At 73.3% G+C, this 26,044-nt stretch carries 21 protein-coding genes and 3 tRNA genes; 6 read left to right on the top strand and 18 right to left on the bottom strand.

Translation table 11 applies throughout. From position 1 onward, the window contains the following. The first annotated feature begins 246 nt into the window (after positions 1-246). From ACIBEC_RS36215 to ACIBEC_RS36205, 3 genes are all read left to right on the top strand, one after another. Positions 247-1,794 carry an acyltransferase family protein gene (locus tag ACIBEC_RS36215; RefSeq protein ID WP_360510198.1) on the top strand — a complete coding sequence of 516 codons (1,548 nt, stop codon included), beginning with the start codon at positions 247-249 and terminating at the stop codon, positions 1,792-1,794. A gap of 149 nt (positions 1,795-1,943) precedes the next feature. Next, the gene (gene rpsT, locus ACIBEC_RS36210) at positions 1,944-2,213 is read left to right on the top strand and encodes a 30S ribosomal protein S20 (protein WP_045938443.1); all 270 of its coding nucleotides are present in this window, start codon (positions 1,944-1,946) and stop codon (positions 2,211-2,213) included. A 427-nt stretch (positions 2,214-2,640) separates the two neighbouring features. Further along, positions 2,641-3,315 (top strand): hypothetical protein, encoded by a 675-nt coding sequence (locus ACIBEC_RS36205; RefSeq protein WP_360510196.1) that lies wholly within the window; start codon positions 2,641-2,643, stop codon positions 3,313-3,315. Positions 3,316-3,429: 114 nt separating this feature from the next. On the opposite strand, the gene holA is transcribed toward ACIBEC_RS36205, so the two are convergent. Beyond that, on the bottom strand, positions 3,430-4,428 hold the full coding sequence (gene holA, locus ACIBEC_RS36200) for a DNA polymerase III subunit delta (protein ID WP_360510194.1): 999 nt from the start codon (positions 4,426-4,428) through the stop codon (positions 3,430-3,432). A 78-nt stretch (positions 4,429-4,506) separates the two neighbouring features. On the opposite strand from holA, the gene ACIBEC_RS36195 reads away from it, so the two are divergent. Next, the gene (locus ACIBEC_RS36195; protein ID WP_360510192.1) at positions 4,507-4,800 is read left to right on the top strand and encodes a hypothetical protein; all 294 of its coding nucleotides are present in this window, start codon (positions 4,507-4,509) and stop codon (positions 4,798-4,800) included. A 287-nt stretch (positions 4,801-5,087) separates the two neighbouring features. Here ACIBEC_RS36195 and ACIBEC_RS36190 read toward each other — a convergent pair whose 3' ends face one another. From ACIBEC_RS36190 to ACIBEC_RS36155, 8 genes are all read right to left on the bottom strand, one after another. Further along, positions 5,088-7,733 (bottom strand): ComEC/Rec2 family competence protein, encoded by a 2,646-nt coding sequence (locus ACIBEC_RS36190; protein WP_360509491.1) that lies wholly within the window; start codon positions 7,731-7,733, stop codon positions 5,088-5,090. Positions 7,734-7,777: 44 nt separating this feature from the next. After that, positions 7,778-8,836 (bottom strand): ComEA family DNA-binding protein, encoded by a 1,059-nt coding sequence (locus ACIBEC_RS36185; protein WP_360509493.1) that lies wholly within the window; start codon positions 8,834-8,836, stop codon positions 7,778-7,780. A 174-nt stretch (positions 8,837-9,010) separates the two neighbouring features. Further along, the gene (locus tag ACIBEC_RS36180) at positions 9,011-9,856 is read right to left on the bottom strand and encodes a DegV family protein (RefSeq protein ID WP_360509495.1); all 846 of its coding nucleotides are present in this window, start codon (positions 9,854-9,856) and stop codon (positions 9,011-9,013) included. A gap of 143 nt (positions 9,857-9,999) precedes the next feature. Next, the gene (locus ACIBEC_RS36175; RefSeq protein ID WP_360509497.1) at positions 10,000-10,791 is read right to left on the bottom strand and encodes a hypothetical protein; all 792 of its coding nucleotides are present in this window, start codon (positions 10,789-10,791) and stop codon (positions 10,000-10,002) included. 301 nt (positions 10,792-11,092) lie between these two features. Continuing rightward, positions 11,093-13,999: a leucine--tRNA ligase gene (gene leuS / locus ACIBEC_RS36170; RefSeq protein WP_360509498.1), complete on the bottom strand. Its 2,907-nt coding sequence runs from the start codon at positions 13,997-13,999 to the stop codon at positions 11,093-11,095. 435 nt (positions 14,000-14,434) lie between these two features. Beyond that, positions 14,435-15,733, bottom strand: coding sequence for a hypothetical protein (locus ACIBEC_RS36165; protein ID WP_360509500.1), 1,299 nt, complete (start codon positions 15,731-15,733; stop codon positions 14,435-14,437). A gap of 97 nt (positions 15,734-15,830) precedes the next feature. Continuing rightward, a tRNA-Ala gene (locus ACIBEC_RS36160) sits at positions 15,831-15,903 on the bottom strand. Positions 15,904-16,186: 283 nt separating this feature from the next. Beyond that, positions 16,187-17,626 carry an MFS transporter gene (locus ACIBEC_RS36155; RefSeq protein ID WP_360509502.1) on the bottom strand — a complete coding sequence of 480 codons (1,440 nt, stop codon included), beginning with the start codon at positions 17,624-17,626 and terminating at the stop codon, positions 16,187-16,189. Between the two features lie 103 nt (positions 17,627-17,729). On the opposite strand from ACIBEC_RS36155, the gene ACIBEC_RS36150 reads away from it, so the two are divergent. Next, positions 17,730-18,626, top strand: coding sequence for a helix-turn-helix transcriptional regulator (locus ACIBEC_RS36150; protein WP_360509504.1), 897 nt, complete (start codon positions 17,730-17,732; stop codon positions 18,624-18,626). A 66-nt stretch (positions 18,627-18,692) separates the two neighbouring features. Here ACIBEC_RS36150 and ACIBEC_RS36145 read toward each other — a convergent pair. From ACIBEC_RS36145 to ACIBEC_RS36110, 8 genes are all read right to left on the bottom strand, one after another. Beyond that, a tRNA-Ala gene (locus ACIBEC_RS36145) sits at positions 18,693-18,765 on the bottom strand. Between the two features lie 43 nt (positions 18,766-18,808). After that, positions 18,809-18,881: transfer RNA gene (locus tag ACIBEC_RS36140), tRNA-Ala, on the bottom strand. A gap of 171 nt (positions 18,882-19,052) precedes the next feature. Then, positions 19,053-19,703 (bottom strand): histidine phosphatase family protein, encoded by a 651-nt coding sequence (locus tag ACIBEC_RS36135; protein WP_360509519.1) that lies wholly within the window; start codon positions 19,701-19,703, stop codon positions 19,053-19,055. Next, positions 19,700-20,158 (bottom strand): ribosome silencing factor, encoded by a 459-nt coding sequence (rsfS, locus tag ACIBEC_RS36130; protein ID WP_360509506.1) that lies wholly within the window; start codon positions 20,156-20,158, stop codon positions 19,700-19,702. Before rsfS ends, ACIBEC_RS36135 begins: the two co-directional genes overlap by 4 nt. Before the next feature lie 161 nt (positions 20,159-20,319). Continuing rightward, on the bottom strand, positions 20,320-22,215 hold the full coding sequence (locus tag ACIBEC_RS36125; protein WP_360509508.1) for a LytR C-terminal domain-containing protein: 1,896 nt from the start codon (positions 22,213-22,215) through the stop codon (positions 20,320-20,322). Between the two features lie 14 nt (positions 22,216-22,229). Then, complete coding sequence (gene nadD / locus ACIBEC_RS36120; protein ID WP_360509510.1) at positions 22,230-22,862, bottom strand: nicotinate-nucleotide adenylyltransferase; 633 nt, start codon at positions 22,860-22,862, stop codon at positions 22,230-22,232. A 145-nt stretch (positions 22,863-23,007) separates the two neighbouring features. Then, the gene (locus tag ACIBEC_RS36115) at positions 23,008-23,163 is read right to left on the bottom strand and encodes a hypothetical protein (RefSeq protein WP_224284513.1); all 156 of its coding nucleotides are present in this window, start codon (positions 23,161-23,163) and stop codon (positions 23,008-23,010) included. Between the two features lie 222 nt (positions 23,164-23,385). Next, positions 23,386-23,532, bottom strand: a complete 147-nt coding sequence (locus ACIBEC_RS36110) for a hypothetical protein (protein ID WP_360509512.1) — start codon at positions 23,530-23,532, stop codon at positions 23,386-23,388. Between the two features lie 250 nt (positions 23,533-23,782). On the opposite strand from ACIBEC_RS36110, the gene ACIBEC_RS36105 reads away from it, so the two are divergent. After that, complete coding sequence (locus tag ACIBEC_RS36105; protein ID WP_360509514.1) at positions 23,783-24,853, top strand: M48 family metallopeptidase; 1,071 nt, start codon at positions 23,783-23,785, stop codon at positions 24,851-24,853. A gap of 115 nt (positions 24,854-24,968) precedes the next feature. On the opposite strand, the gene ACIBEC_RS36100 is transcribed toward ACIBEC_RS36105, so the two are convergent. Then, positions 24,969-26,030 carry a hypothetical protein gene (locus tag ACIBEC_RS36100; protein WP_360509515.1) on the bottom strand — a complete coding sequence of 354 codons (1,062 nt, stop codon included), beginning with the start codon at positions 26,028-26,030 and terminating at the stop codon, positions 24,969-24,971. Positions 26,031-26,044: the final 14 nt, after the last annotated feature.

Genomic DNA, 26,044 nt, shown 5'->3' with positions numbered 1-26,044 from the left:
TGCACACCTACAATCACCACCGCGGACACACCGCGCTCGCAGGCAAGCCACCCGCCAGCCGCGTCCCCAACCTCACTGGTCAGTACACCTAGCCGGCCCGACTCGTGAGGCCCTGAGGTCCGTGAGGTCTCCTGAGGTCCGTGAGGCTCCTGAGGTCGGGGACGGGGCCTCCCGGCCCGGTCGGCTCGACCTGGTTCGCCTGCGGATATGTTCCGCCAGGCGATCGGTAAGCTAATCTGCCCAGCCGTGAGACGGATCGAACTCAGCCGCGTGCGCCGCGGAGCGCGGAACAGACCGCACGACAAGGCCGCAGCGGCCCCAGCGAGGCTCGGCTGGCTGGACGCGCTGCGCGGCCTCGCCGCCCTCGCCGTGGCCATGCACCACTTCGGGCTGCGGTTCTTCATCCCGCACGGCACGGCGCTGACCCACCACTTCGACCTCGGCCTGTTCGGGGTCATGCTGTTCTTCCTGGTCAGCGGCTACATCGTGCCCGCCTCCCTGGAACGCCGAGGCGACATGCAGGCGTTCTGGGTCGGCCGGGCATTCCGGATCTACCCGGCACTCATCGCCGGGTTCGTCGCGGCGCTGGTGATCCTCCCGGCCGGGCACAACATGCTGATCGACCGATCCGTCTTCGATCGCCCGCTGCTCTCGCTCGGGGCCAACAGCATGCTGCTCCAGGACCTGCTGGGCGTGCCCAACGCCATCGGCATCATGTGGAGCCTCACCTACGAGATGGTGTTCTACTACTTCGTGTCCGCCCTGTTCGTGCTCCGCAAGCACCGGCAGAGCGGACCGATCGCCGTGGGCTTCGCCACCTGCGCGGTCCTGCTCGGCGGGGTGATCGCCCCGGCGAACCTCGCCAAGCAGGGACTCTCGACCGAGAACCTGGTCCTGGCCACCGGACTCGTCGCGGCCATGGGCCTGCTCTGCGCGATCAGCGGCAACTCCCAGCTCACCCGCACCGGAGCCCTGCTGCTCGGCGCGCTCGGCGTCCTGCTGGCGTTCGGCAGCAGCCGGTCCGCGCTGTTCGAAACGATGATGATCTTCGCGACCATGTTCGCCGGAACCGTCATCTACCGCGCGGAGCACGGCCAGATCGACCGCATCCAGGCCATCGCCTACTGCGGCTTCGTCTTCCTCGCCGGGGTCCTCGGCGGACGCATGTACAACCACGGGGACGCCCTGTGGCGGACCTGGACCACCAGCTGGATGGCGTGGTCCTTCGCCTACGCCGGAGCCTGGATCATGCTGATCCTGGGGATGGCGCTGAAGAAGCGGCGCTTCCCGAAGGCGCTCACCTGGCTGGGCACCGTCAGCTACTCGGTGTACCTGCTGCACTGGCTGGTCATCGACGGCATGGACTGGCTCTACGGCATGCCGTGGCTGTTCCAGGGGGCGCCGGCGCCGAAGTCGACCAAGTTCGCGATCGTCTTCACCCTGACCTTCCTCGCCATCACGCTCGCGGTCAGCTACCTGATGTACCGGCTGGTCGAGGTGCCGTTCCAGAAGCTCGGCCGGCGGTTCCTCACCTGGCTCCGGCGGCACACCGGCGGCCCGACCGACACCCGGGGCGCCGGCGCTCCGCTCCCCGCCCAGGGCGGCGCTCCGGCCGCGGAAGCGGTGCCCGTACCGGTGCCCGCCGGGGCTGCTCCGGTGCCTGGCAGGGCTACTCCGATGCCTGGCGGGTTCGTGCCGGCGCCTGGCGGGCCCGTAGCAGCGTCCGGCAGGTCTGCTCCGACCGCGCCGACCGCGCCCGTGGGTGGCGCTCCCGCCGCCCCCGAGCCCGTGTGACCCGGTCACTGAGTCGGCCGGTTTGGGGCGGGCGGTGGGCCCCTGGTAGCGTGGTCAGCTGCACCTGGCCTCGGCATGCCCTCTCAGCTGGACCGACGGCCGCCCGGTGTGATCCCGTTCAGAACCTTTAGACAGACTGAGGCTCCTTCGTGGCGAACATCAAGTCCCAGATCAAGCGCAACAAGACCAACGAGAAGGCGCGCCTGCGCAACAAGGCCGTCAAGTCCTCGCTGAAGACCGCTCTGCGCAAGGCCCGTGAGGCCGCTGCCGCCGGCGAGACCGAGAAGGCCGCCGTGCTGGCCCGCGCCGCCTCCAAGGCGCTCGACAAGGCCGTGAGCAAGGGCGTCATCCACGCCAACCAGGCCGCCAACAAGAAGTCGGCCATCACCAAGCGCGTCAACACGGCCGTCCAGGCCTGACGCCCCCGGGGGTTCCGACCCCCGATCGTCCCAGGACGATCCGGCCCTCTACCCGGATCCTGAGACGCACGAGACTCGCACCGCACGCGGCCTGCGTTCGCCACGCGGGTGCGGTGCACGAAGCAGTACGGCAGGCGCCGCAGTCGGCCTCCTCCCCGGAGGCCACTGCGGCGCCTGTCGCGTTCCACGGTCCGGCCGCTATGGTCGGTCAGGTGCGATCGAGGTGCGGGGGAGCGCCCCGACGCCAGGCCCAGGGGGGAACTTCATGACGACGCCACCGCCACCGCCACCGTCGGCGCCGAACGGGCCGGGATACGGCTTCCCGCAGCAGCAGGGAGTGCACCCGGTACCGGGGGCGCAGCCCGTGCCCCATGCGCCGGGGCCCGCGGGCTTCGGTCCGCCGCCGGGCTTGCCCACGTCGCCCGGGATGCCGACCGCTCCGGGCGCAGGGACGCCGCCCCGCTCCGGAGGGAACCTGCGGCGCAACGCCGTCTGGGCCTTCGTCGGCGCCATACTCGCCTCGGCCGGCTGGACCGCCGCCGTGGTGGCCGTCCCCGGCATGGTCAGCAGCGACTCCTCGCCGCGCAGCCTCGGCAGCTACCACCTCTCGGACGACTTCTGCGCCACCGCGAAGCCCACCAAGCTGCTGCAGACGTACTCCGTCTCGGACACCTCGGCGCCGACCCACCACACCGACCGGCACCCGGCCCTGGACAGCATGAACTGCTCGATGAGCCTCAAGCGGACCGGCGGTAACAGCGACAGCGAGTACGCCTCGGTCTACCTGCGCGCCGACCTGCACAAGGCCGTCAACCCCGCGCCCGAGCTGGCGGCCAACAAGGAGCTGTACCGGGCCCGCGGCTACCAGGTCACCGACGTCCCCGGGATCGGCGAGGAAGCGTACTTCCTGTACAAGGACGACGCCTCGGACAAGTACCACAGCGTCTACGCGGAGCTGGACATCCGCGACGGCGGGATGACGTACTACATCAACTACAGCGCCAGCTACACCGAGGGGAAGGCCAAGCCGCCGTCCAAGGACGACCTGCGCAGCGCCCTGCAGTCCGACGGCCAGGACGCCGTCCGGGCCATGAAGAAGTAGCCCTCCGGCCCGGCCCCGCTGTTCGCGTCGGCCCGCGCCGAGCCCCGCCGAGCACCGCCGGGCCCGCCGCGTCGATTGGCCCCGCCGCGTCGGTGGGCGTCAGTAGGCGGGGTGTCAGTACGCGGGGCGGGAGCCGGCCCGCGCGGCCCGGGCGACGGCGACCACCGCGCGCTCCAGGGCGAAGGCCGGGTCGTCCGACCCGCCCTTGACGGCGGCGTCGGCCTGGGCGATCGCGGTCAGCGCGGTGGCCACCCCGTCGCCCGTCCAGCCGCGCATCTGCTGGCGGACCCGGTCGACCTTCCACGGCGGCATGCCCAGCTCGCGGGCCAGGTCGGCTGGGCGCATGTTCCGCCCGGTGGTCGCCAGCCGCCCGATGCTGCGCACGCCGGAGGCCAGCGCGTAGGTGATGCCGGTCGGCGGCTGACCGACGGCCAGGGCCCAGCGCAGCCGCTCCAGCGCCTCGGCCGCCCGGCCGGTGACCGCCAGGTCGGCCACCTCGAAGCCGGTCGCCTCGGCCCGGCCGCTGTAGTAGCGGGCCACCACCGTCTCGTCGATCGTGCCCTCGACGTCCGAGGTCAGCTGGTTGCACGCGGCCGCGAGTTCGCGCAGGTCGCTGCCGAGCGCGTCCAGCAGCGTCTGGCAGGCCTCCGGGGTCGCCGAGCGGCCCAGCGTGCGGAACTCGCCCTTGACGAAGGCCAGCCGCTCGCTCGCCTTGGTCAGCTTGGCGCAGGCCACCTCGCGGCCGCCCGCCTTGCGCCCGGCGTCCAGCAGGCCCTTGCCCTTCGCACCGCCGGCGTGCACCAGCATCATGATCACTTCTTCGGCCGGGGCCTCGATGTACGCCTTGACCTCCTTCACCGAGTCGGCGGAGAGGTCCTGGGCGGCGCGGACCACGATGACCTTGCGCTCGGCGAACAGCGACGGCGTGGTCAGCTCGGCCAGGCTGCCGGGCTGCAGCCCGCCGGGCGGCAGATCCCGTACGTCAGTGTCCGGGTCCGCAGCCTTCGCCGCCGCCACCACCTGGGCGACCGCGCGGTCCAGCAGCAGCTCCTCCTGGCCGACCGCGAGGGTCAGCGGGGCGAGCAGATCGTCGGGTGCACTCTTCCTGGCCATCGCCTACCAGCATCCCACGGGCCGCGGACACTCCCGCCCGCCCGATCGGCCGAGCCGGGCAGCCTGGACAATGGCCGGGTGACCGAGAACCACACCACCGACCTCGCGGACCTCGACGACCCGCACGCCCGGCAGCTGCTCGTCCTGCCCGACCGCGACACCGCCGAAGAAGCCGCCGAGGAGCTCAGCGCCACCCAACCCGACCTCGGCGAGCTCGAGATCGTACGCGACGCGCTCGCCGGCGAGGACGACGCCGAAGACGCCCAGTGGCTCATCGTGGTCGAAGCCCCGGACACCGGCTGGACCCCCGCCCTGCTGCACGCGCTCGACGCCCTGGCCACCGAGCACGAGGGCTGGCGCGAGCAGGCCTGAGGGCCGGGCCTGACGGGCCTGCCGGGCCTGCCGGGCGGATCGTGCCGTCAGGCCTGACGGATCGAGTCTTGCCGGGGAACCCTGCTCCCGGCTCTGCGAAGTGCTGTGGGGCGGGCCAGTTAGGGCCAATTTTATTCCTGCTATTTTCGGCGCGCTCCGGGCTTGGCCCGGAGCGCGCCGAAACGTTTCTCCTGGCCCCGCCCCCGCCACTCCACTCCTCCCCCAACCCAACCCCCAACCCCTTTCCCTTCCCCACTTCGTGGTTGGGAGGAGGAGGAAAGCCGGGGTCACGCGGGCGGGGCCCGCGGTGTGCCCGGGGTCTGCCCGGGGCGGGTGGGGACCACCGAGTCGGTCGCGCCGCGGGCACGCGACTTGTGGGCCGCGTGGGTGGGCTGCGGGTGGACGGAAACGCCGAGAGTGGCCGGAGAGTCGCCGGTCACCGCGATGTCGCCCGCCCGGTCGGTCCGCAGCACGGTCGCGCCGAGCGCGCGCAGCCGGTCGACCGTCTTCGGGGAAGGGTGTCCGTAGGCGTTGCCCTCGCCGCAGGAGATGAGGGCCAGTCGGGGCCGCAGGGCGCCGGCAAGGTCCCAGTCCTGGTGGGCCGAACCGTGGTGCGCGACCTTCAGGACGTCGACCCTCCCCAGGCGGCCCAACAGGGCCGACTGGGCCGGTGGTTCGAGATCTCCGAGCAGTGCCATCCGTAGTCCTCCTGTCAGTGTCACCATCAGTGCGACGCTCGCGTTGTTCGCCCCGGGCGCCTCGATGTCCGCCCCCGGAACGGGCCACACCACGTCCCAGGCCAACTCCGCTCCGATCGACCGCCGTTCGCCGCGGCCGGCCCTCAGCATCAGAACTCCGGCCCCGGCGGCCCAGCCCCTCACCCGGGCCGCCTCGCCCGGCGGCTCGTCCAGCGTCGTGCCCTCGACCGCGCCGACCTTGCGCCCCCGCAACACCCCTGGCATGCCCTCGACATGGTCAGCGTGGAAGTGTGTCAGCAGCACGAGCGGCACCGTCGTGATGCCGAGGTCGCGCAGGCATCTGTCGGCGGCGTCCGGGTCCGGCCCGGCATCGATCACCACGGCGCTGTCCGGCGCACCGGCCGCGAGGGCCAACATGTCTCCCTGGCCGACGTCGCACATCGCCAGGCGCCACCCCGGCGGTGGCCAGCCCGTGGCGATCCGGGTGAGTTGCGGCGGGCGCAGCAGTACGGCCAGCAGGACCACCAGCAACGCGCTCGTCACCAGTACCCGCACCCTGCGGCGCCCGGGGCGGGGGCGGACGGGCGCCCGGATGTCGGGCTCCGCCCGGCGGGGCAGCAGGAGCGGCGCCGCCCAGCAGACTGCCAGGACCGCCAATGCGACTGTCGCCGTTCCGAACCAACCTCCCGGCCAGGACAGTTGGCCGCCCGGCAGCTCGGCGCCGCGTCGCGCGACCAGGGCGAGCCAGCCGGCCGGCACGCCGGCCGGCATCGCGAGCAGGCCTGCCAGGGCCGGAAAGAGCGGCTGCAGGACGAGCACTCCGAAGCCGAGCAGCGTCGCCGGGGCCACCGCCAGCTCGGCCAGCAGGTTGCACGGGATGCCGACCAGGCTGATGTGCCCGGACAGCACCACCGTCACCGGCGCGCACAGTGCCTGCGCGGCCGCCGTCGCCGCGAAGGCGCCGGCCAGGTGGTGCGGCCAGCGCCGGGCCCGCAGGGCCTCGGCCCAGTGCGGCCCAAGGACGAGCAACCCGGCCGTGGCGAGCACCGAGAGCAGGAAGCCGAACGAGCGCGACAGGAACGGGTCCAGCAGGACCAGCACCAGAACGGCTCCGGCGAGCGCGGGCACGGCCCGGCGGGGGCGGCCGGTGGCCAGGGCCAGCATGCCGATCAGCCCCGTCCCGGCCGCCCGTAGCACACTGGGCTCGGGGCGGCAGACGGTCACGAAGGCCAGCGTCAGCCCCGTGCCGAGCAGGGCGGCGGTGCGCAGCGACAGCCCCAGCACCGCGGCCAGCCCGCGCCGTTCCGCAGTGCCGGCCTGGCCGGGCGCGCCGAGCAGTGCGCCGAGGACGATCGCCAGGTTGGCCCCGCTGACCGCCACCAGGTGGACCAGGTCGGTGGCCTGGAAGGCGTCTTCGAGGTCGTCGGGCAGGCGCGAGGTGTCGCCCACCACCAGGCCCGGGAGCAGCCCGCGCGCGTCCGGCGGGAGCCCGTCGGTGGCCGCGCGCAGGCCCTCGCGCAGCCGGCCGGCGATTCGCTGCGGCAGGCTCGGCGGTGCCAGCTGCCGGGGCGGGCCGTGGACGAGCAGCAGCGCCGCGGACTCGGTGTCATGGCCCTCCCCCGCCGGCTGCACCTCGGCCTCCACGGCCAGCCGCTCGGACGGGAGCAGCCGCTGCCAGGTCTCGCTGTCTGCCCCTCGGACCATGACGGTCACGGGTGTGCGCGTCCGGGTGGTCCGCCTGTCCGGGAGCAGGACGACGCGGTCGGCCATCGCGTCCACGGTGAGGAGCGCCTGCCCGCCGATGGTGCCGCCCCGGGAGGTGTGGACCTTGGGGTCTCCCGTGACGGTCAGCTCCACCTCCACCGCCGGGGCGGGGGCGGGCGCGGCCGGCGACCGTGGCGCGGCGTGCTCGGCCGCGCGGGCGAGTTCGGGCAGCGGGCCCCGGTGCAGGTCGGCCGTGTGCAGCGGGGTGGCGATCGCGGCCGCCGCTCCGGTGAGCAGGGCGGCGGCCAGCGTCACCGCGGCCCCGCGCCGGCGCAGGACGCCCGGCCGGATGAGCAGCAGAGCGGCCGCGAGCGCGGCGACGCCCGCCATCGCGAAGACGGAGGCCTCGTACCCCGACTCCAGGCGCAGGAGCGCCGCCGTGACCACCCAGGCCGAGACGGCGGGCAGCAGAAGCCGGAAGTCGGCGTCCGAGGAGCGGGCAGGCGGGTTCGATGCGGTGGCTGCGGACACGGCGGTACCTCCCTTCGCAGCGAGGGGGACGGACGCGGGAAGCGTCAGAGGGTGAGCAGCGGACGGAGTTCCGCGTACGTACGGGTGCCGATGCCGCTGACCTGTCGGAGCTGGTCGAGGGAGCGGAAGGAGCCGTGCAAGGTGCGGTAGGCGAGGATGCGCTGGGCGAGGGTCGGGCCGACGCCGGGGAGGGTGTCGAGCTGTTCGAGGGTGGCGCGGTTGAGGCTGACGGGTGGTCGGGGTACGGCGGGGCCCGGGGGTCCGCTGCCGGTTCCGGCGGGCGGGGCCGGGGCGGGGGCAGGGGCCTGCTCGCCGACCAGCAGCTGCTCACCGTCCGTCAGGACGCGGGCCAGGTTGAGGTTCTTGGTGTCCGTCTCCGGTAGCACTCCGCCCGCGGCCCGCAGGGCGTCGGCCACCCGCGAGCCGCCGGGCAGGGTGTGCAGGCCGGGGGCGTGGACCCGCCCACCGACGTCGATCACGACGGCCGTACCGACGCCGACCCCAGCGCCGGCGCCGGGCACGGCGCCGCCCGAGACGGCGGGACCGGCCTCGACGGCACCGACCGCACCGACCCCTGACGTCGCATCGGCGGGGGCCGACGCGTCCGGCCCCGGCAACGCCGAGGCAGCCGCCAGCGCGGGAACGGCGACCGTCTCCGGTCTGGCCAGCCAGAAGTGCTGGACGGCATAGCCGACCGCGAACAGCAGCAGGATGACCAGCCCGGCCACCGCGCGCCGGTCGAGCACCACCGCCGGAGCGAACGAACCGAACCGCGGACGCGCCCCGGCGCCCGGCGGCTCCACAGCAGCGCCCGGTGGCTCCGCGGTGGCGCCCAGACCCGCACCGCCACCCGCACCCGCACCCACACCCGGTGGCAACGGCGCCGCGCCCGTCGGCGGCCCGGTCGCCGGCAGCTCCCCCGTCGCGGACGAGACCGCACCCGCAGCGGCACCCGCAGCCGCCCCCGGGGAACCTCCCCCGCCTCCCCCCGTGCCCCGGCCGCCCACCGGCTCGTCGGCCGTCGGCAGCAGCGCCGCCATCCGCAGCCGCACCGTCTCGTTGATCGCTTGGCGCTTCGCCGCGCCCGGGCCCATCGTCGTCATGCCGAGGACGGTAGGAGTCCCCCGACGAGCGCGCCGAAATTACCGAAAGCCTGTGGATAACCCGGGGGTTGTGGACAAAAATTGTCACTCACACGAGCGAGCAAGGCCATCACAAGTTGACCGGCACGGCGCTCGGCCCGCCGTTCCCGAACCGCCCGAAACCAGCCCGCCCCGTCAGCGCGGAGCGACCACCACCGCGAGCAGCCCCGGCCCGACATGCGCGCCGATCACCGCCCCCACCTCTCCGACGTACAGCTCCCGCAGTCCCGGCACCCGCGCCCGCAGCCGCTCCGCGAGCGGCTCGGCCCGGTCCTCGGCGGCGAGGTGGTGCACGGTGATGTCGACTTCCCGCTCCCCCGACCGCTCGACCGCGATCTCCTCCAGCCGCGCGATCGCCCGCGACGCCGTCCGCACCTTCTCCAGCGGCTCGATCCGCCCCCCGTCCAGGTGCAGCAGCGGCTTGACCGCCAGCGCCGACCCGAGCAGCGCCCGCGCCGCCCCGATCCGCCCGCCCCTGCGCAGGTGCTCCAGGGTGTCGACGTAGAAGAAGCCGTTGGTCTCCGCCGCCCGCCGGCCCGCCGCCTCGGCCGCCCCGGCCAGGCCCTGCCCGGCCGCGATCGCCTCGGCCGCCGCCAGCACCCCGTACCCGAGCGCCATCCCGACCAGCCGGCTGTCCACCACGCGCACCGGGACGGGCGCCTCGGCGGCCGCCAGCCGGGCGGCCTCGACGGTGCCGGACAGCTCTGCCGAGATGTGCACCGAGACGATCCCCTTCGCCCCGGCTTCGGCGGCCGCCCGGTACGCGGCGGCGAAGGTCTCCGGGTTCGGCCGTGAGGTGGTCACCCGCTGCTTGCCGTGCAGCGCCTCGGCGACGTCTTTCGGGGAGATCTCGACGCCCTCGCTCAGGACCGAGTCACCGACCGCGACGCTCAGCGGGACCACCGTGATCCCGTGCCGGTCGAGGGCCTCCTGCGGCAGATAGGCCGTGGAATCGGTGACAAGCGCGAGGTCGGAGGGCATGAGGCGGAGGTTACTCCCCGTTCGTGCGCGGGAACAGCGGCCGTCGGCGGACCACCGCGCCGCGGACGCGAGGTACCCGCGAACCGCCAGCGAGCCAACCCACGAACTGCTCAGAGAGCCGAGCCCGGTGAGCACCGGGGAAATCAGCCCGCCGAGGGCCCCGCCGAAGGCTTTCGCAGCCGCTGCGCCAGCTTGGCCAGCGGATCGGCGAGCCCCAACAGCTCCTCCGCGCTCGCACGCCCCTTCCCGTCCGTCAGCCCGGCCCGGGCCGTACCCGCGGCCGTACCCGCGGCCGCCTCCGCCGAGCCACCGGCACTCGAGCCGGACCCTGCACCGGCGCGACCAGAGTCGGCGGAAGCAGAACCGGCGGGAGCAGGACCGGCCCCGTCCCAGTGCCGCAGCGCCCCCGCCTCGCTCTCGCATTCCTGGCTGAGCCGGCTCAGCTCGTCCTCGGCGAACCGGTGCATCCGGTCCTGCGCCGCCCAGCGCATGGTCTCCGCCGCGTGCGTGATCCGTTCCGCCCGCTCGCGCAGCTCCGGCAGCTTGGCGGCGATCCGCGCGGTGTCCGGCTCGCGTTCGAGCATCCGCAGCTCGCCGTCGAGCTCCGCCGCGTGGGCGTCGAGCCGAGCGAGCAGGGCGAGCGCTTCGGCGAGCTGGCCGTCCTGCCCGAGTCCGCCTTCGAGCACCTGCCGGGTGCCGTCGAGCGAGGTCCGCAGGCCGAGCCGGACGGTGGCGATCTGCGCGGGCGGGCCGATCTTGGTGTACGTCTTCGCCTTGAGGGTGGCGGTCTCCACGGCGCGCCGGGCGTTCGCCTCGTGCTTCTCGATCTTCGCGCCGACGGCCTTGGCCGCCTTGACCGTGCCGACCACCGCCAGGACGACCCCCGCGATCCCGAAGAGCAGGACCAGGCCGATCATCACGCCGAACACGTCCATCGTGCGCCACCTTCCGCCACCGTTTCGGCCCCCACCGGGCCCAACGCGGGCCTCATCGCCGAGGGTTCCACGGTAGCGCCGGAGCCCTCCCCGGGGCGGCCCGAGCGGGCCCCGCGGCCCGAGATCAGGGACAGATCCGGGATCTCCCCGAGGGCCCCGAGCCCGTCCCCCTCCCCCTCGACAGGACCCCGAGCCCGTCCCCCTCCCCCTCGACAGGACCCCGAGCCCGTCCCCGTCCCCCTCACATGGCACCGGGCGGGCGCCCCGAAGGACGCCCGCCCGGTCAGCCCCGGCCCCGGAATCAGCCGGTGACGATGTTCACCAGCTTGGGAGCACGCGCGATGACCTTGCGCACCTCCGCGCCGCCGATCGCCGTGACCACCGCAGGGTCCGCCAGCGCCAGCGCCTCCAGCTCGGCGTCCGAGATGCTCGGCGCGACCTCCAGCCGGGCCTTGACCTTGCCCTTGATCTGCACGACGCAGGTCACCGACTCGTCGACCACGTACGCCGGGTCGGCGACCGGGTAGTCGGTGTGCGCCAGCGACTCGCCGTGGCCCAGCCGGCGCCACAGCTCCTCGGCGATGTGCGGGGCCAGCGGCGCGACCATCAGCACCAGCTGCTCGGCCACGGCGCGCGGCGTCGAGCCGCGCTTGACCAGGAAGTTGTTCAGCTCGATGGCCTTGGCGACGGCCGTGTTGAAGCGCAGCGCGGCCATGTCGCCGCGGATGCCGTCGATCGCCTTGTGCAGGGCGCGCAGCGTCGCCTCGTCCGGCGTCTCCTCGGTGACGACCAGTTCGCCGGTGGTCTCGGAGACGACGTTGCGCCACAGCCGCTGCAGGAAGCGGTAGGAGCCGACGACGGCGCGGGTGTCCCACGGGCGGGAGACGTCCAGCGGGCCCATCGACATCTCGTACAGGCGCAGCGTGTCGGCGCCGTACTCGTCGGCGATGTCGTCCGGCGCGACGGCGTTCTTCAGGGACTTGCCCATCTTCCCGGCCTCGCGCTTGACCGGCTCGCCCTGCCAGGAGTACTGGCCGTCGCGCTCCTCGACCTCGGTGGCGGGCACCGGGAAGCCGCGCTCGTCGCGGTAGACGTCGGCGGTGATCATGCCCTGGTTGAACAGCTTGTGGAACGGCTCGACGGAGGAGACGTGGCCCAGGTCGTGCAGCACCTTGTGCCAGAAGCGCGCATACAGCAGGTGCAGCACGGCGTGCTCGGCACCGCCGACGTACAGGTCGACGCCGCCGGCCGGCTTGGTCTCCGTCGGGCCCAGCCAGTACTGCTCGTTGGCCGGGTCGACGACCGCCGAGGAGTTGGCCGGGTCGACGTAGCGCAGCTCGTACCAGCACGAACCCGCCCAGTTGGGCATGGTGTTGGTCTCGCGGCGGTACTGCTTCGGCCCGTCGCCCAGGTCCAGCTCGACGTTGACCCAGGCTTCGTTGCGCGACAGCGGGGTCTCGGGCGAGGAGCTGGAGTCGAACGCGTCGTAGGTGCGCGGCGAGTAGTCGTCGACCTCGGGGACCTCGACGGGCAGCATCGAGTCGGGCAGCGCGTGCATGACGCCGTCCTCGTCGTAGACGATCGGGAAGGGCTCGCCCCAGTACCGCTGGCGGCTGAACAGCCAGTCGCGCAGGCGGTAGTTGACGGTGCCCTCGCCGATGCCGCGCTCGGCCAGCCAGGCGGTCACGTGGGCCTTGGCGTCGACGACGCTCAGGCCGTCCAGGGTCAGCCCGTCACCGGAACCCGCGGAGCCCTGCTCCCGGGCGGAGTTGACGATGACGGAGTCGTACGTGTCGAACGCGTCGTCCCACTGCGTCGGGTCCTCGCCGCGTCCGTCGGTCGGCTCGACGACGCAGCGCATCGGCAGGGCGAAGGCGCGGGCGAAGGCGAAGTCGCGGTGGTCGTGGGCGGGGACGGCCATGATGGCGCCGGTGCCGTAGCCCATCAGCACGTAGTCGGCGATGAACACCGGGACGGACGCGCCGCTGACCGGGTTGACGGCGTAGGCGCCGGTGAAGACGCCGGTCTTGACCTTGGCGTCGACCTGGCGCTCGACGTCCGACTTGGCGGCGGCGGTGGCCCGGTAGGCGGCGACGGCCTCGGCGGGGGTGGCGGCGCCGCCGGTCCACTCGGCGGGCACGTCCTGCGGCCAGGCGGTGGGGACGATCGAGTCGACCAGGCCGTGCTCGGGCGCCAGCACCATGTAGGTGGCGCCGAACAGGGTGTCGGGGCGGGTGGTGAAGACGGTGATCTTCTCTCCGGAACCGACCGCGAAGTCGACCCGGGCGCCTTCGGAGCGTCCGATCCAGTTGCGCTGCTGCAGCTTGATGGCCTCGGGCCAGTCCAGCAGGTCCAGGTCCTCGATCAGCCGGTCGGAGTACGCGGTGATGCGCATCATCCACTGGCGCAGGTTGGACTTGAACACCGGGAAGTTGCCGCGCTCGGAGCGGCCGTCCGCGGTGACCTCCTCGTTGGCCAGTACGGTGCCCAGGCCGGGGCACCAGTTGACCGGCACCTCCTTGGCGTACGCCAGGCGGTACTCGCTCAGCGCCTCGTCGCGCTCGGCGGCGGACAGGGACGCCCACGGGCGCCCGTCCGGGGTCTGCCGCTCGCCGGACTCGAACTGCGCGACCAGCTCGGTGATCGGACGGGCCTTGCGGGCGGCCTCGTCGTACCAGGAGTTGAAGATCTGCAGGAAGATCCACTGGGTCCAGCGGTAGTACTCCGGGTCGATCGTGGAGATCGAGCGGCGCGGGTCGTGGCCCAGGCCCAGCCGGCGCAGCTGGTGGCGCATGTTGGCGATGTTGGCCTCGGTGGAGACCCGCGGGTGGGTGCCGGTCTGCACCGCGTACTGCTCGGCGGGCAGGCCGAAGGCGTCGTAGCCCAGCGTGTGCAGCACGTTGTGGCCGGTCATCCGCTGGTAGCGGGCGAAGACGTCGGTGGCGATGTAGCCCAGCGGGTGGCCGACGTGCAGGCCCGCGCCCGAGGGGTACGGGAACATGTCCATGATGAAGCTGTGCGGCTTCGCGGCGACGTCACCGGCCGACGGGTCGGCCAGCGCACCGGTGGGGTTGGGGGCGTGGAAGGTGCCCTCCTTCTCCCAGATGTCCTGCCAGCGGGACTCGATCTCGGCCGCCAGCGCGGCGCTGTACCGGAACTGCTCGGTCGCGGTCTCGGCCGCGCCGGACGCAGGGGTCGTCTCGCTCATGGTCCTTCAAGCTCCATCGATGTCGGTTGGCGAACCGCGCAGGAGGCCGGCCCGTGGGCCCCGCCCGGGACGGGGTCGGGGGCGGAAAACAAAAAAGCCCCTCGCAGGAGGGGACGCCACGCCGACTCCGGCACCGCCCGAGGGCTCAGCCGGTCCTGGTCAGCGCGGCCGGCTAAGGAGCAGGCGCACGGTTCGCATGGGCTCAGGGTACCGCAAGCGACTCAGCGCGCTCCCGGGTATACCCGCCGGGACGGCCGCCCCGCACCAGCCTCGCCGAGCAGCCGGACCGCCACCACGGCAGCCCCACGGCGACCGTCCCACCAGGACAGCCCCACGCACCCGGAACCAGCGGCCAACCGCCGCACCACCGCCCCAACACCCCACCGCACCCGCACCCGCACCCGCACCCGCACCCGCACCACCACCCCGCCACCCTCACCGCGCTGCCGCCACCCGCCCCGCCGCGTCGAAGTCCCGCAGCGCCTTAGCCAGCCGCTCGGACTGCATCCCCGCCGCGAGCGAGCGCGCCAGCGCCGCCGTGCGGGCCGCCTCCCGCTGGTCGCCGAGCCGCCGGTGGGTCTCGGCGAGGCGCACCATCAGCAGCACCTTGGAGCGGGCCCGCCCGGGGCCGAGTCCGGCCACGGCCTCGGCGAGCAGGGCCTTCGCGAGCCGGTTCCGGCCGAGCGCCAGCCACGCTTCCCCCACCATCCCGGCGAGGGAGGCACGGGCCTCCTCCGTGCCGGGCACGCCGTCCAGTTCGGCGAAGGCGCGGGCGGCGGCGGCCTCGGCCCGCTCCGGCTCGTCCCGGCGGCCGTACGCGCGGGCGAGCCGGCCGAGCTGGCGGGCCCGGCCGGTGGGGCCGAGCGCGGCTCCGTGGGCCTCCAGGGCGGTTTCGAGTGCGGAGACGGCGTCCAGGCCGCGTCCGCCCGGGCCCTGGGTGGCGAGCACGACCAGCGCGCCGAGCACGGCGACCCCGAGCCGGGGGTCTCCGCTGACGTGGGCGGCGCGCAGGGCGGCGACGAAGGCACGCTGGGCGGCCGCGTCGTGGCCGAGGTCGTACGCGGCCCAGCCGGCCAGCCGGGCGAGCCGGCTGGCCGTGCCGTAGAGCTCGCGTCCCAGCCGTTCGTCGTACGCGCCGAGTTCCAGCAGTTTGGCCAGCATGGCGAGTTCGGCCCGGGTGGGGCCGAGGACAAGGCCGCCGCCGCAGGAGCGTTCGAGCCGCTGCTTGCTGCGGTAGGACAGGCCGAGTTCGCCGACGAGTCCGGCTTCGACGCGCAGCGCGCCCTCGCCGCCTCCGACGGGTGGCGGCGGGGAGGCGAGCCGGGCGGCGGCCTGGTCGAGGTCGGCGTTGCGGAACAGGTCGGTGAGGCGGACCGGTCCGGCGTCGGTGGCGGCTTCGCGCAGCGCGGTCTGGGCGGTGTCGGCGGTCCACGGGTCGGTGAGAAGCCGGGGCGAGAGGATCTTGGCGCCGCGGTGGCCGCCCATCCGGCCCCAGAGCTGCTCGTAGGTGACGGCGATGCCGAGGGTGCGGCTGAGGACCTCGCAGACCGCCTGGTCGTGCGGGCTGCGTGGCACCATGCCGCGGTCGCGCCACTTGTACGGGGCGGTGGAGCTGATGGCCAGGCCCGGCGGCAGCGCGAGGCTCACTTCACGGGCGAGCCGTTCCGGACTCCAGCCGAGTTGGTGGAGTATCCGGGCCAGTTCCTCGTTCCGCCTTCGCTCCAGATCGGCCATGGCACGACGGTAGCGGGATTTTGGGTGCTCCCGCCGGTGGCGGAGGCGAAACGGCGAAGAGCCGCCTCCCGAAACGGGAGGCGGCTCTCGACTGCTGTGGAGCTACGGGGAATTGAACCCCGGACCTCTTGCATGCCATGCAAGCGCTCTACCAACTGAGCTACAGCCCCTTGACCTGCGATGTCACCGGGTTCTTGGCCGTTTCCGTCCGGTTTCCCTCGGCGACATCGACTACTTTACACGGTCGGGGGCGTGCTCCAGAAATCCGTTTCCCGAGGTCCCGGCGGGGGCTCCCGAGGAGCGGCGCTCCGCGCCCCCGAGTCCGCCCCCCGCCCCCCGCCTTCCACCCTCCACCCTCCGTCCCCTGCCGCAGGACCGTCCCCTATGCACGACGGCGCCTTCCCCCTGCCGCACGACGGCGCCGCCCCCCTACCGCACAGCAGGGCCGTCCCCCTACCGCACGGCCCGCCGGCTGCGCGCGGCGAAGCCCGCGGCGGCCAGGACCGCGACGGCGTTGACCAGCAGCGTGGTCTGCAGCGCGTGTCCGGAGTCGGCGGCCGGTGCGGGCAGGTCGACCTGCCCGAGGAACACCGAGCCGAGCACCGCGACCCCGATCACCTGCCCGAGCTGGATGACCGTCACCATGACCCCGCTGGCGTCGGCCGCGTCCTCGGGCGCCACCCCCGCGAGCGCCCGGCCGAACAGCGGCGCGTACGCGCAGCCGGCGATCAGGCCGAGCGCGGCCATCTCGGCCAGCGGTCCCGCGCCGATCTCGGCGCCGCCGCCGAGCAGGACGCCCAGCAGCAGGTAGCCACCGCCGAGGAGCACCGCGGCGAGCGTCGGCAGGGCCGCGTGCAGCCGTCCGGGCAGCCGGTGCCAGTGCATGCTGGACATGCCGAAGCCGATGGCGACGGGCGCCGAGCAGAGCCCGGCCTTCAGGGCGGTGTGGCCGAGCGCGGCCTGCTGGTGCAGGGCGAAGGAGAACATGAAGCCGGCGAAGGCGGCCATGATCGCGAACAGTCCGGCCGCCGCCGGCCGCAGCCCGGGGGCGCGCAGCACCCGTCCGGGGATCAGCGGCTGCCCGCCGCCGCGGGCGATCCGGCGCTCGACCACGACGAACAGGCCGAACAGCAGCACGCTGCCCGCGATCATCGCCCAGCCCCAGGCGGGCCAGCCGAGCTCGTGGCCGAGGACGAGCGGCACCACCAGCAGGCCGAGTGCCGCGCCGAGCACCACCAGGCCGGGGATGTCGAAGCCGCGCGAGGCGTCGCCGGGGGTCCGGGGCAGCAGCCGGGCGCCGGCGGCCAGCAGCAGCACCCCGATCGGCACGTTGACGAGGAACACCGGCCGCCACCCGCTGCCGAACAGGTCGGCGCTGACCAGCACGCCGCCGAGCACCTGGCCGAGCGCCATGCCGCCGGCCAGCACCGCCGAGTAGAGGCCGAGCACCCGGGTGCGGGCGGCGCCGGTGAAGGTGCGCTGCAGCAGGCTCATCACCTGGGGCACCATCAGTGCCGAGCCGGCGCCCTGGAGCAGTCGGAAGGCGATCAGCCAGCCGGTGGACGGGGCGAGGCCGCAGGCCAGCGAGGTGGCGGTGAACGCGGCCAGGCCGATCTGGAACAGTCGGCTGTAGCCGTACCGGGCGCCCAGCCGGGCCCCGGTGATGAGCAGCACGGCGTAGGCGATGGTGTAGCCGGCGATCACCAGTTGCAGGGCGGCGCCGGAGGCGCCCAGGTCGGTCCGGATGGTGGGTACCGCGACATTGACGATGGAGACGTCGAGGACGGCCATGAACTGCCCGCACAGGACGAGCGTGAGGAGGAGCCCGGGCCGTACGGCCGGGGCCCCGGTGGTGCGTCCGGCCACGCCGGGCCGGATCTGAAGGTCCGTCATGGCCACCAGCCTGCGGCCGTGCCGGTACTGGTGGTTAGAGCCTGCTGATCCTGGTACTGGCAGCACCTGTATCGCCCGGCGGACCTGCGGCACGATGGTGGCCATGACCGTCCTGGAGGAACTGCCGACCGCCACGGGCGGGCGCGACCGCCGCCGCACCGAGCTGGCCCGTTTCCTGAAGGCCTGCCGGGCGCGGGTCACTCCCGAGGAGGTCGGGTTGCCGCCCGGGCTGCGCCGTCGTACGCCGGGGCTGCGGCGCGAGGAGGTCGCGCAGCTCGCCGGGGTCGGGGTCACCTGGTACACGTGGCTGGAGCAGGGGCGGCCGATCAACGCGAGCGAGCAGGTGCTGCTGGCGGTGGCCCGGGCACTGCGGTTGGACGGCACCGAACGCGAGCACCTGTTCCGGCTGGCCGGGATGTCCCCGTCGCCGCACGCGCAGCCGGCCCCGCCGGAGCTGAGCCCGTCGATCCAAGTGATCCTGGACTCGCTCGCCCCGCTGCCGGCGGCGGTCTCCAACACCCGCTTCGACGTGCTGAGCTACAACGGGCCGTACCGCTCGCTGTTCGGCGCCGAGCGGATGCGCCCGTCCCGTGGGGTCGCCTTCAACAGCCTCTGGTGCATGCTGACCGCGCCGCCGTGCTGCAACCCGTGCGAGAACCGTGACGAGGCGCTGCCGCGGATGGTGGCGGTGCTGCGGTCGGCCTACGGCAAGCACGTGGGCGAGCCGGCCTGGGAGCAGCATGTGCAGGAGCTGTCGGCGCGCAGTGAGCTGTTCCGGGAGCTGTGGGACCGCCAGGAGGTCGCGCCGCCGGAGACCTGGCTGCGGTTGTTCCGTCATCCGGAGCTCGGGGTGCTGCGGCTGAACGCCACCTATCTGACGATGCCGGGCGTGCCGGAGTGCTACATCGTCGTGTACGTGCCGGCCGGCCCGGAGGACCGGGAGCGGGTCGAGCTGCTCGGTTCGCTGCCGCCGGGCGGCTGGACGCACATCTGCGTGTAGCGGGGGCTTAGGGCCCGGAACGCCGGAAGGCCGCCACCCGATGGGTGACGGCCTTCCGAACTCCTGTGGAGCTACGGGGAATTGAACCCCGGACCTCTTGCATGCCATGCAAGCGCTCTACCAACTGAGCTACAGCCCCGCGACACGGGCGACCCTGGATGACCACGACCGCCGATGCGGAGTGGAGCTACGGGGAATTGAACCCCGGACCTCTTGCATGCCATGCAAGCGCTCTACCAACTGAGCTACAGCCCCGCACTTCACCGGATCTTCCGCTTCCCTTTCGGGCCGCGTTCCCTTCCGTGCGAACGAGGAAGACTCTAGCTGGTCAGGGCCGGAACTGCGAAATCCGGCCCTTCGAGGCCCCCGCACGCCCGTGTCAGACGACCGCGGCGGAGCCTCTCAGGCGTCGCCCCAGGTGTCGCCTCAGGTGTCGTCGCCGATGACCGGCTGCGGGAGCGTGCCCGCGTTGTGCTCCAGCAGGCGCCAGCCGCGCGCCCCCTGGCCCAGCACCGACCAGCAGCAGTTGGACAGTCCGCCGAAGCACTCCCACTGGGCCGGCTCCAGGTCCAGCAGCCGCCCGAGCATGGTGCGGATCGTCCCGCCGTGGCTGACCACGACCAGGGTGCCGTCGTCCGGCAGCTTGGCCGCGGCCGCCAGCACCACCGGCACCGAGCGGTCGGCGACCTCGGTGGCCAGTTCGCCGCCACCGCCGCGCCGCACCGGCTCGCCGGCCGCCCAGGCCGCGTACTCCTCCGGGAAGCGTTCGCGGATCTCGGCGTTGGTCAGGCCCTGCCAGGAGCCCGCGTAGGTCTCCCGCAGGCCCTCGTGGTGGGTCACGTCGAGTCCGGTGACCTTGGCGAGCTCGTCGGCGGTGCGTCGGGCGCGCTCGAGGTCCGAGGAGATCAGCAGGTCGGGGTGGAGCCCGGAGAGCAGCCGGGCCGCCCGCTGGGCCTGCAGCACGCCCTGGCCGGTCAGCTCGATGTCAGTGGTGCCCTGGAACCGCGATTCGAGGTTCCAGGAGGTCTGACCGTGTCGCCAGAAGACGATGCGCGGGCCGCGCGCGCCGCGGCTCAGTGCAGGTCCTCGGGCTTGCCGAAGTCGTCGGCCGGGGCGAGCGCGTTGCCGGCCTCGTCGGTGTGCGCGTCGGGGCGGTTGCGGGAGGCCAGGGCGTCCTCGGGCAGCGGCAGCTCGGGGCAGTCCTTCCAGAGCCGGTCGAGCGAGTAGAAGGAGCGCTCCTCGGAGTGCTGGACGTGCACGACGATGTCCAGGTAGTCGAGCAGGATCCAGCGGCCGTCGCGCTCGCCCTCGCGGCGCACCGGCTTGATGTCCAGCTGCTCGCGCAGCTGGTCCTCGATCTCCTCGGCGATCGAGCGGACCTGGCGGTCGTTGTTCGCGGAGGCGATCAGGAAGGCGTCGGTGATCGACAGCACCTCGCTGACGTCGAAGGCGATGATGTTGTGCGCGAGCTTGTCGGCCGCCGCCTGGGCGGCGACGGTGATGAGCTGCTGGCTGTGGTCGGTGACGGTCACGGTGTTCTTCCGGCTCGGCGGCGTGGGGCGGCGCCCCGGCACACGGCCGGGGTCGCCTTCCAGGATCTCACGCCGCCAGGGCGGGCCCGGAACCGTTTTCCGGGGCCGCCCGGCCGTGGCACCACCGCGGGCCGGGCCGTCGAACGGCCCGGCCGCCGGCTCTACTGGTTCTTCGGCGCCTGGTAGTCCTTGCCGAGGACGACCAGCAGGTCCGCGTTCTGGGTGTCCCCGGTGACCTTCTTCACCGCCGTGTCCGGCAGGCCGAGGCTGGTCGCCAGCGACTTCGCCGTGCCCTGCCGGGCGTCGTCGGTGTAGCGGATCTCACTGCTTGCCTGCGCGGCGGTCTTGGCTCCGCCGGGGATGAACGTCAGGCCCGAGTTGACGATCTGGACCTGCGCGGCGGCGGCCGCCGCGTCGTTGCCGCTGGCGTCCTGCAGCGCGACCCGGGCCGGGGCGTCGCCGACGGCCGCGGACTTCACGGTGCCGCCCAGGACGTCCTTGACCTGCTTGCCGGCGGTCGCCTCGTCCAGGCTGCCGTCCGGCTTGACGGTCAGCGCGGTGGTGCCGACGTGGCCGTCCTTCGCCTGCTGGGCGAGCTGGGCGAGCACCCCGGCGAGGGCGTCCTCGGGCAGCGAGGGGTCGAGCACCGCGTTCATCCGGTGCACGTCGTCCTTGGCGTCCTTGAACTCGGTCGGCATGGTGCGCAGCACGGCCTCCATGACCTGCCCGAACCGGGCCAGCTGGACGTCCCGGCTCTCGCCGGGGTTCTGCAGCGTGGCGTACGCGACCGCGGCCTTCCCGCTGAGCATGGTGTTCTTCCCGGCCGCGGACAGCAGCTTGCCGTCCGGCTTGCCGCCCTCGTGGGTCTCGGCGTTGGTGTCCACCCGGACGCCGCCGAGCTGGGAGACCAGCAGTTCCAGGTACGGGGTGTCCAGGCGCCAGGTGCCGGCCACCGGGGCGCCGAGCACGGTGGACAGGCCGTCCCGGGTCGCCGAGGCGCCGATGGCGTCCATGGCCTGGCCGACGGTGGTGACCGGCGGGTCGGCGGGGCCGGGCAGCCGCAGGGTGTCGGGCAGCAGCAGCACGGTGCCCTTCTTCCCGGAGGCGTCGTCGACCAGCAGCGCGCTGGACACCTTGCCCTGCAGGTCGCGCAGGTGGACGACGTTGACCTGGCGCCCGCCGGCCGCGGCGGCCGCGGTCGGCTTGTCGCCGCTGAACCACAGGTAGCCGCCGACGCCGCCCGCCGCGAGCGCCAGCACCACACCGAGGCCGATCAGCCGGTTGCGCAGCTTGCGGCGGCGCTCGGCGCGCACCTCGCTGCGGGACTCGGCGAACTTCAGCCAGTCGATGACGTCCTCGGACTCCTCCGGCTCCTCGTCGACGAAGGTGAACTCGCCCGTGGTGTAGCTGTCCTTGGGCGCCTTGCTCCCGGCCTTGCCACCGCGCGCCCCGGCGACCTGCTCGGACGGCGCCGCGGGCTCGGCTGGCGCCGCCTCGGCGGCGGGCCTGGGCACCCGCGGACGCGGCGTCACGGGTGCGGAAGGAGCGACGGGCGCAGCGGCGACGGGCGAGGCGGCCTCGGGCTGCGCCTGCGGCTCGGCGACCCCCGGGGCGGCGGCCTGGTACGGCTGCTGGTAGCCCTGCTGCCCCTGGTACCCCTGCTGCTGGTAGCCGTACGGGTCCTGGGTGTACACCGGCTGCCCGTACTGGTCGTACTGCGGCTGCTGCCCGTACGACTCGTAGGACTCGTACGACTGCTGCTGCGGGAACTGCCCGGCCTGACCGACCTCACCGGTCTGCCGGGCCTGCTGGTACCCCTCGTAGCCCTGCTGCCCCTGGTACCCCTGCTGCTGGTAGCCGTACGGGTCCTGGGTGTACACCGGCTGCCCGTACTGGTCGTACTGCGGCTGCTGCTGCTCGTACGACTCGTACGACTGCTGCTGCGGGTGCTGCCGGTACCCCTGGCCCTGGCCGTGGCCCTGCCCCTGGTACGGCTGCTGGTACTGCCCGGTGGACCAGTCCTCCGGCCGCTGCTGGCCATCGCTGCGTTCGGTCATGCGCCGCTCCTGGCTCAGGTCCCGCGCGGCGCGTACAGCGCCCGCTTGTCGATGTAGCGGACCACGCCGTCCGGAACGAGGTACCAGACCGGCTCGCCCTTGGCGACCCGGTTGCGGCAGTCCGTGGAGGAGATGGCCAGCGCCGGGACCTCCACCAGGGAGACCCCGCCCACCGGAAGCCCGGCGTCCGACAGAGTGTGCCCCGGGCGGGTGCATCCGATGAAGTGGGCCAGCGAGAAGAGTTCGTCGGAGTCGCGCCAGGACAGGATCTGGGCGAGCGCGTCGGCGCCGGTGATGAAGAAGAGGTCGGCGTCCGGGTGCAGGGCGTGCAGGTCGCGCAGGGTGTCGACGGTGTAGGTGGGGCCCTTGCGGTCGATGTCGATCCGGCTGACGGAGAACTGCGGGTTCTCGGCGGTGGCGATGACCGTCATCAGGTAGCGGTCCTCGGCCGGCGTGACGTGGCGGTCGCTCTTCTGCCACGGCTGCCCGGTCGGAACGAAGATCACCTCGTCCAGGTGGAACGCGCTCGCGACCTCACTGGCGGCGACGAGGTGGCCGTGGTGGATCGGGTCGAAGGTCCCGCCCATCACCCCGAGTCGCTTCTTCACCGGCTCCGGTCCGCCGGGATTCCCGGCCTGCTCTCCCATGCCGCCACACCTTACGCGACGCCCGTTACGGTGCGGGAACGCCCGGGTGGGGGTTGCTCGCAGACCCGGTGGGGGTTGTCCGCAGATGCGTGAGGGAGCGGCCGGCCGGTGGCCGGACGCTCCCCGAGCGGTCCCCGAACCGGGCTCAGCGGTCCCGGTTGAAACGGGTGGTGATGAAGAGCAGGAGCAGCAGGATCACCAGGGCGGCGCCACCCGTCAGGGCCGGGTTCAGGCTGTCGTGGTTGCCCCCCTCGCCCTCGGCGAGCAGGTTCAGAACGGGGAGTGCGGCAGCAGTGCTCATGGTCGTCGGGACCTTCTCGGCTCGGTTGAACGGACCTGGGGGTTGTTCCGGGCCGGTGAGGGCCCACCCGTCATCGTACGGGGGGTGGCACGGCAACCGCTCGGCGGCCCACCGCCGCTGACCGGACGTGAGCCGGTACGAGCCACCGGAAGGCGGGAGGCCAAGAACCGATGCCCGGCCGAGAGCGAGGCCGGGGGCCAGGCCGGGAGCCAGGCCGTGGGCCTAGTTGCCGCGGAAGGCGCGGGCCATCAGCCAGACCAGCAGGCCGATGCCCACGAAGGACGCGATCACGATGATCCGCAGGAAGAGGCCCGGGCCGGCCTCGTCGGAGATGGGCGCGGCCAGGCTGACAAGCGTGTCGGTGGACATCTGCGGGGCTCCTCGAACTGCTCGGTACCGCGGCCGGGTCCGGTCTCGGTGGTCCAGGGCATTCAGGGTAAACCGGCCTCACACCGGCGCCGCCCACCGACCCCTTCGGCGCGGCCGGGCCCGCACGTACGCTGGCCCGCGGGGACGAGTACGCAACCACGGACGTTGCACAGACAGTCGTTTCAGGCGAAGACCAGCGGGGGGCCGGCCAGCGGGCCGCGGCCGCCGTCGACCAGGAGGTACTCAGACCATGACCGACACGACCGCGAAGACCCCGAGCCGCCGCCGCGAGCGTTTCCCCGGGATCTCCACCCGGGCCTGGGAGCACCCGGCGGACCGCTCGGCGCTGGTCGCCCTGCGCAAGCTGTCCGGCTTCGACGACATCCTGAAGAAGCTCGCCGGGCTGGTCTCCGAGCGGGCGATCCGGCTGATGTTCCTGGCCACCGCGGTGAAGACCTCCGAGCGCCAGTTCCCCGAGCTGTACGACATGGTGCGCGACACCGCCTACGTGCTCGACCTGGAGCAGGTCCCGGACCTGTACGTGACCCAGGACCCGACGGTCAACGCGTTCACCATCGGCATCGACACCCCGATAATCGTGGTCACCAGCGGCCTGGTCGAGCTGCTCGACGAGGAGGAGCTGCGCTCGGTCATCGGCCACGAGGTCGGCCACGCGATGTCCGGCCACGCCGTCTACCGGACGATGCTGATGATCCTCACCAACATCGCGGCCCGGATCGCCTGGGTGCCGCTCGGCAACCTGGCGATCATGGCCCTCGTCACCGCGCTCAAGGAGTGGTTCCGCAAGGCGGAGCTGTCCAGCGACCGGGCCGGCCTGCTCGCCGGGCAGGACCTCCAGGCGTCCATGCGGGCCCTGATGAAGCTGGCCGGCGGGCACAACCTGGCCGAGATGAACGTCGACGCCTTCCTGGAGCAGGCAGCGGAGTACGAGAGGGCCGGCGACCTGCGCGACGGCGTGCTCAAGCTGCTCCAGCTGCTGCCGCAGACCCACCCCTTCGCGGTGGTCCGGGTCGCCCAGCTGAAGAAGTGGGCGGAGAGCGACGAGTACCGCTCGATCATGACGGGCGCCTACCCGCGCCGCGCGGACGACTCGGACACCTCGGTCGGCGAGCAGTGGAAGGCCGCCGCCGACCACTACACGACCTCGGTGAAGGAGAGCAAGGACCCGCTGATGGGCCTGCTCCGCGACGTCGCCGGCGGCGCCGCGACGGTGGGCGGCAAGCTCCGCGACACCTTCACCGGCGGCAACCGCGGCGCCTCGAACGGCTCGACCGCTTCGACCGACCACAGCGACAACTGACGGCTGACGGCTGACGGCTGACCCCAGCGGCCGCTGACCGCTGAGCACCGACGACGGCCGGTGACCCGCCCGGGTCACCGGCCGTCCGCCTCCGCGGCTCCGGCTCCCCGTCCCGTCAGCTCCCCGCCAGCACCCCGCACACCTGCCACGCCGGCCGGGCGTGGTTGCCGGGGTCGACCGCCGTCGGCGGCGTGACCACCGTGCCCTGCCCGGTGGCCAGCACCGGCTGCAGGAAGCCCGCCATCGAGGTGCCGCAGGGCGCCGGCCCGGCCTGCAGCACCGAGTCCACCAGCCGCAGCTGCGCCGAGGCCAGGTCGACCCGGTCGAACTGGAAGGTCAGCTGCCGCCGCACGGTCTCCAGGGTGACCGGCGCTCCGGCCGGGGCTCCGGCCGGCTTCAGCGCGTAGACGAAGGTGTGGTCGGTGGTGATCTGCAGCGTCCCGCTGTCCGCCTCGTCGATCCGCATCGCGCCGACCACCTTCACGGTGTCCGAGGCCAGTGCGACCTGCGCGGGGTCGAACCGGACCAGCCAGCCGGTCACCGCATGGTGCCGGTCGTCCACCGGCTGGGTCACGCTCGCGTCGAACTCCGCCTGCTCACCGGGTGTGACGAAGGCCCGCACGTCCGCGGTGGCGCCCTGGACCAGGGCGGTCGGGGCCAGCGAGGAGGAGACCAGGTAGCGCTGGACGGTGTCGAGCGCCTTGGTCACCTCGACCCGGCTGAAGTGCTCGGTGGGCGCCCCGGTCGGGGTGTTCAGCCCGACCGTGCCGTCCCCGTACCCGGGCGGCAGCGCGGCGAAGGGGTTCGCCGGGTCGGCTACCGGGTGGACGGCCGAAGCCGGGCTCAACGCGACCAGACTGACGGTCAGTTGGCTTCCCTCGGGCCGTGCCGCGAGCCCCTTCGGCGAGGTGACCCCGAAGTACACCGCGGCCCCGAAGGCGAGCAGGATGAGCAGCAGCAGGGCGAGTGCCTGGCGCGGCACGGTGCCCAGCGGGCCCAGCCGCACCCGCTTCCGGGTGGCCTTGCCGAAGGAGCCCGCCAGTCGCTCCCGGGCGGACAGCTCCTGGATCCGGGCGGCCCGGACGAACGATTCGTCGAACACGACGGACCGGAATTCGTCCTCGTTGCCGGAGCCGCCCTCGGGCGTACCCTCAGGAGGCTCTCGCGGGTCACCCATAACACCAGGGTAGG

The organism is Kitasatospora sp. NPDC051164, from assembly GCF_044455625.1.
Lineage (GTDB): Bacteria > Actinomycetota > Actinomycetes > Streptomycetales > Streptomycetaceae > Kitasatospora.
The sequence above is the reverse complement of the archived record's forward strand: the minus strand, read 5'-3'. Positions and strand labels throughout refer to the sequence as shown.